Below are 6925 nucleotides of genomic sequence, written 5' to 3' on the forward strand. Positions count from 1 at the left end.
TCCAGCTCGTCCTCGACAGTGTCCCGCTGCCCTGGCAGCAGACCGACCTGAGCCACCTCCCCGAAGAGGACCGGGCAGCGGCGCTGGAACAGCTCCTCGCCGACGACCGCGCCACCCACTTCGACCTGACCGCGCCGCCCCTGCTTCGCATGACCCTGGTGACCATGAGCCCCGACCGGGCCGAACTGGTCTTCACCGCCCACCACGTCCTGTTCGACGGCTGGTCGGTCCCCCTCCTCATGGAGGACCTGCTCAGGCTGTACGGCTGCGGCGGAGACCTCGCGGCCCTGCCGAAGGTGCGCGGCTACCGGGACTTCCTGTCCTGGCTGGCCCGGCAGGACCACGACGCGGCCGCCCGCGCCTGGGCCGGAGAACTCGACGGACTCGACGAACCCACCCTGCTCGCCCCCAACGCACGGTCCGCCGACTCCGAGCACATCGGCCAGGTCGACGTGCCGCTGTCACCGCAGACCGCCCGCGAACTCAGCCGGTACGCGGCCGAGGCGGGCATCACCCTGAACACCCTGGTCCAGGGGGCCTGGGCGATCGTCCTCGGCGAGCTGACCGGGCGCCAGGACGTCGTGTTCGGCGTGACGGTGTCCGGCCGTCCGCCCGCCGTCCCGGACATCGACACCATGGTCGGCCTGTTCATCAACACCCTGCCCGTACGCGTGACATGCTCGCCCGCGGACACCTTCCGCGAACTGCTGACGCGGCTCCAGGGCCGCCAGGCCGTGTTGCTCGACCACCACCACTACGGCCTCGCGCAACTCCAGCAGGACACCGGCCTGAGTACCCTGTTCGACACGGTCGTCGTCTTCGAGTCGTTCCCGATCGACCATGCGGGGCTCGGCGACGCCAACACCGAGGCGGGCGTGGCGATCACCGGCCTCACGCCGTTCAGCGGCACCCACTACCCGCTGACCGTGACGGCCGACGCCGACCCGCAGCTGCGCATCGCCCTGCAGTACCAGCACCATCTCTTCGACCACGCCACCGTGGAGGCCATCGCCGCCCGCTGCCTGCGGGTGCTGCTCCAGGCCGTCGAGAACCCGGAGATCCGCGTCGCGCAGCTCGACGTCCTCGAACCGGCCGAGCGGACCAGGGTCGTGTCCGAATGGAACGACACCGCCCACACCACGACCGCCGCGGCCGGCACCCTCGCCGCGGCGTTCGAGGCCCGGGTGGAGCGCGGCCCGCAGCGCGTCGCCCTCGTCTTCGACAAGGACACGCTCACCTACGCCGACTTCAACGCGCGCGCCAACCGCCTCGCCCACTGGCTGATCGAACGGGGTGCCGGTCCCGAGCGGCTCGTCGCGATCCGGATGCCGCGCTCCTTCGATCTGCTCACCGCGATCTACGGCGTGCTCAAGGCGGGAGCCGCCTATCTGCCGATCGAGACCGACCTGCCCGGCGAGCGGGTCGAGCACATGCTCGCCGACAGCAAGCCCCTCCTCGTCCTGGAGGAACTCCCGGACCTGTCGGGACAGCCGGAGTCGAATCCCGGCGTCGATGTGCACGAGGACCACGTCGCCTACGTGATCTACACCTCGGGGTCGACCGGGAAGCCCAAGGGCGTTGCCGTCTCCCACCGTTCGATCACGAACCGGCTCGCCTGGGGCCACGATCGCTACGGCATGGACGAGAGCGGCCGGATGCTCCTGAAGACATCCGTCGGCTTCGACGTGTCGGTGCCCGAGCTGTTCTGGCCGCTCCAGGTCGGCGCGGGCATCGTGATCGCCCGGCCCGACGGGCAGAAGGACTCCGGGTACCTGGCCGCGCTGATCCGGGACCAGCAGGTCACCGACGCCGACTTCGCGCCGTCCATGCTGGCGGCGTTCCTCTCCGAGCCGACCGCGGCCCAATGCACCAGCCTGCGCCGCGTGGAGGCCGCGGGCGAGGCGCTGCCGCCGGAGCTCGCCGAGCGCTTCGCGCGCACGCTCCCCGGCGCCCGTCTGCACAATCTCTACGGCCCCACCGAGGCCGCGGTCGAGGTCACGGCCCATGAGTGCCGCGAGGAGCCCGGCGCCACGAGCGTGCCGATAGGCGCACCCGTATGGAACACCCAGGTCTACGTCCTGGACTCCGCGCTGCGGCCGGTGCCCCCGGGGGTGCCCGGAGAGCTCTACCTCGCGGGCGTCCAGCTCGCCCGTGGCTACCTCAACCGTCCCGGCCTGACCGCCGAACGCTTCCTGGCCAGCCCCTTCACTCCCGGTGCGCGCATGTACCGCACCGGCGACCTGGTCAAGTGGCGGCCCGACGGCGTCCTCGACTACCTCGGCCGGGTCGACTTCCAGGTCAAGGTGCGCGGCTTCCGCATCGAGCCCGGAGACATCGAGGCGGCCCTTGCCTCGCACCCCGGCGTGGACCAGGCCGTGGTGATCACCCGCGAGGACCGGCCCGGCGACCAGCGCATCGTGGGATATGTGGTGCCTGCCCCCGCCGGTTCGGCCACCGCCCGTGAGGCGGAGCAGGTCGACGAGTGGCAGCAGGTGTACGACGAGGCGTACGCCGCCTCCGGCCGGGCGGCCTGGGGCGAGGACTTCACCGGCTGGAACTCCAGCTACACCGGTGAGCCGATCCCGCTGGCGGAGATGCGGGCCTGGCGGGACGCCGCCGTCGAGCAGATCCTCGGCCAGGCCCCGCGGCGGGTTCTCGAACTGGGCGTCGGCTCGGGGCTGCTGCTCTGCCACATCGTGCCCGACGTCGCGGAGTACTGGGGTACGGACTTCTCGGCGCCCGTGATCGAGCAGCTCAAGGACCAGGTGGACAGGGCCGGTTACACCGAGCGGGTCCGGCTGCGGGTGCAGCCCGCCGACGATGTGTCGGGGCTGCCGCCCGAGTACTTCGACACCGTCGTCATCAACTCGGTGGCGCAGTACTTCCCCGACGCCGACTATCTGGACCGGGTGCTGCGCCAGGCCTTCGCGCTGCTGGCCCCCGGCGGCCGCATCGTGATCGGCGACGTGCGCCACGCGGGCTCGCTGAGCCTGCTGAAGACAGCGGTCCACCGCACCCGGCACCCGGAGGCGTCGGCGTCCGTGATCCGCACTGCCGTCGCCCGGGCGGTCCTGGTCGAGAAGGAACTGGTCCTCGACCCGGAGTGGTTCACGCGCTGGGCCGACGGACACGGCGCCGCCGGCGTGGACGTACACCTCAAGCCAGGCCGTGCCCACAACGAACTGACCCGGCACCGCTACGAAGTGGTGCTGCACAAGGCACCCGTGGACACCGTCTCGCTGACCGGCATCCCGGCGGTCGCATGGGGCCGCCGGGTGGACGACTTCACCGGCCTCGACGAGGTGGTCGAGGAGCACGGGACGACGCCGGTACGCATCACCCGGATCCCCAACGCCCGGCTCTCCGGTGAGGTCGCCACCGCCACAGCCGTCGCGGCCGTCGTCTCACCGGTGGCCGGACTCCCGCCCCTGGACCCGCACGACCTGCGGGCATGGGCCGACCGGCGCGGTTTCGGACTGCTGCTCACCCCCACAGCAGGGGTGCCCGAGTGCTTCGACGCGGTGGTCCTACCCGCGGGCACCGAAGCCGGACGGACCTACTCCGGCGGGTTCACACCCACCGGGCGACCCGAGCGGACGCTGGTGAACGACCCGGCCGGTGCCCGGCAGATCGGCGTCCTCGTCTCCGGGCTGCGCGACCACGCGCTGGAGCGGCTGCCGGAGTACATGGTGCCCGCGGCCGTGGTCGCGATCGCCGAGGTGCCCCTGACCCCGAACGGCAAGCTGGACCGGCAGGCGCTGCCCGTGCCCGACTACGCCGGTGCGGCGACGGGCCGGCCGCCGCGGACCCCGCAGGAAGAGGTGCTGTGCGCGCTGTTCGCCGAGGTTCTCGGCCTCGACCGGGTGGGCATCGACGACGACTTCTTCGCCCTGGGCGGGCATTCGCTCCTCGCCACCCGGCTGATCAGCCGGATCCGCGCCGAGCTGGGCGCCGAGGTCCCGATCCGTGCGGTCTTCGACGGCCCCACCGTCGTGGAACTGGTCGAGCGGATCGCCCCGGGAGCGCGGACCCGCTCCCCGCTGCGCCGGGCGGCACAGCGGCCGGAGCAACCGCCGCTGTCCTTCGCGCAGCGCCGCCTGTGGTTCATCGACCGGTTCGAAGGCCCGTCGGCGACGTACAACATCCCCTTCGTACTGCGGCTCACCGGCGCCCTTGACGTGGCGGCGCTGGACAAGGCGGTACGGGACATCGTGTCCCGGCACGAGATCCTGCGGACCCTGATCGCCGAGTCCGGTGACGGAGTGCCGTATCAGCGGGTGCTGCCCGCTGAGCCGGCGCCGGTCGCCCTGCACGTCGTGGAATCCGCTCCGGACGCGGTGACGGACGCCGTGGCGGCGGCCGCGGCCCGGCCATTCGACCTGGCCACGGAGATACCGCTGCGGGTGACCGTGGTGCGGAGCGCCGCCGACGAGCACGTACTGGTCCTCGTGGTCCACCACATCGCCGGGGACGGCGAGTCGATGGGCCCGCTGGCGCGCGACCTGGGCACGGCCTACGCCGCCCGGCGCCGCGGCACGCGACCCGACTGGCCCGAGCCGCCGGTCAGCTACGTCGACTACACGCTGTGGCAGCGGGAACTGCTCGCCGACGAGTCCGACCCCGACGGCGTCCTCGCCACACAGCTGCGGTACTGGCAGAACGAACTGACCGGCGCGCCGCAGCCGTTGCAGCTGCCGACGGACCGCCCCCGGCCGCCTGCGGCGAGCCACCGCGGTGATCTGGTGGCCTTCGAGCTCGATCCGGACCTGGTCGCCGCCGTGGAAGAACTCGCCCGCGCGCAGGGCGCGACGGTGTCGATGGTCCTCCAGTCGGCGGTGGCGGTGCTGCTGCACCACCTGGGCGGCGGCGAGGACATCACCGTCGGGTCCCCGATCGCCGGCCGCACCGACGCCGCGCTCGCGGAGCTGGTGGGCTTCTTCGTCAACACCTGGGTGCTGCGCGCCGACCTGTCCGGAAACCCGAGCTTCGAACAATTCCTCGGCCAGGTGCGGGAAAAGGCCCTGGCCGCCTACGAGAACCAGGACGCCCCCTTCGAGCGTCTGGTGGAGCTGCTCAACCCCGACCGCTCCACGGCCTACCATCCGCTGTTCCAGGTGATGTTCGCGTGGCAGAACATGGCCCGCGAGGACTTCGCGCTGGACGGCCTGCGCGTGGACCTGGAGCACCTGGCCACCGACACCGCCAAGTTCGACCTGTTCTTCAACATGGCCGACATCCCCGGCCTCGGCGTGATCGGTCACCTCGAGTACGCGACGGACCTCTTCGACCGTGCCACGGTAGAGGCCCTCGCGGCCCGGTTCGCCCGGGTCCTGCGCCAACTGGTCTTCAGCCCCGGCCGGCCGATCGGGGCGGTCGTGGACACGCTGGAAGCGGCCGAACGCGAGCTGGTGATCCACCGGTTCAACGACACGGCGACGCCGACGCCTGAGGTCACGATCCCCGGGCTGTTCGAGCGGCAGGCAGCCGCCACCCCGGACGGGGTGGCGGTCATCTCCGGCGCACAAAGCCTCACCTACCGTGAGCTGAACGCGCACGCGGACCGGCTGGCGGCCGGCCTTGCGGCACACGGAGTGGGCCCGGAGACGGTGGTGGGAGTCGCGCTGCCGCGGACGGCCGACCTGATCACGGCGCTTCTCGCCGTGCTGAAGGCGGGCGGCGCGTATCTGCCGGTCGACCCCAAGTACCCCAGCGCACGACTCGACTTCATCGTGTCGGACGCCCGCCCCCGGCTGTTCCTGACGAGCCCGGAAAGCGTCGGAGTGCTGCCGGACGACGGAACTCCGCGACTGTTCATCGGCGATGCCGAGACGACGGGAAGCCATGCCGGACGGACGCCGGTGCGGTCGCGGCCGCACAACGCGGCGTACGTGATGTACACCTCCGGTTCGACCGGCACACCCAAGGGCGTGACCATCACCCACCACGACGTCGTCAACGGCGTGCTGCGGCTCGCCGAGCGGGCCGGCATCGAGGCGGGCTCGCGAGTGGTCGCCGGCACCTCGGTGAACTTCGACGTCTCCGTCTTCGAAATCTTCACCACGCTGGCGCACGGAGGCTGCGTCGACATCGTCCGCGACGTGATGGAGCTGGCGGAGCGCGACAACCGGCGGGGCGGTGTGATCAGTACCGTGCCGTCCGTCTTCGCCGAACTGATCGACGACATCGCCGGGACCCTCGACGTGGAAGCCGTCGTCTTCGGTGGAGAAGCCCTGCCCGCGTCCCTGGTGGACCGCGTGCGCGAAGCCTTCCCCGGTGTGCGGGTGGTCAACGCCTATGGACAGACGGAGAGCTTCTACGCGACGGCGTGCGTGTTGGCGTCGGGCGATGAGCGGGGCGGGTCGGGCAGTACGCCGATCGGTTCGCCGCTGGGGAACATGCGCGCGTATGTGCTGAGTCCCGGGCTTGTTCCGGTCCCGCCGGGCGTGGTCGGGGAGTTGTATGTCGCGGGGCATGTGGCGCGCGGATATCACGGTCGCGCGGGCCTGACGGCGGAGCGGTTCGTGCCGGATCCGTTCGGTGGGTCCGGCGCGCGGATGTATCGCACCGGTGACCTGGCCCGGTGGAACGCCGACGGGCAGTTGGAGTACGCCGGGCGCGACGACGCGCAGGTGAAGGTGCGCGGCTTCCGTATCGAACCGGGCGAGGTGGAGGCAGCGCTCGCCGCGCACCCCGGTGTGTCCCGGGCCGTGGTCGTCACTCGCATGGGGCGCGGCGTGAAGCAGTTGGTCGGCTATGTCGTCCCCGCAGGAGCGGATGATGTCACCGACGGCGCGGAGGGCCTGAGCGACGACGCCCTCGACCTCACCAGCGGTGTCGACACCGCCGAGTTGCGGCGTTTTGTGGCGGGGCGGCTGCCGGAGTTCATGGTGCCCTCGGTCCTGGTGATGCTGGACCGGCTGCCGCT

The 6925-nt window shown here is 71.6% G+C and carries 1 protein-coding gene; it reads left to right on the plus strand.

Annotated features, from left to right (window positions below; translation table 11 throughout):
* On the plus strand, positions 1-6925 hold a 6925-nt coding region (locus tag IE226_RS43225; protein ID WP_190087025.1), incomplete at both ends, for a non-ribosomal peptide synthetase.

This window comes from Streptomyces longisporoflavus, assembly GCF_014649775.1.
Taxonomy (GTDB): Bacteria; Actinomycetota; Actinomycetes; order Streptomycetales; family Streptomycetaceae; genus Streptomyces; species Streptomyces longisporoflavus.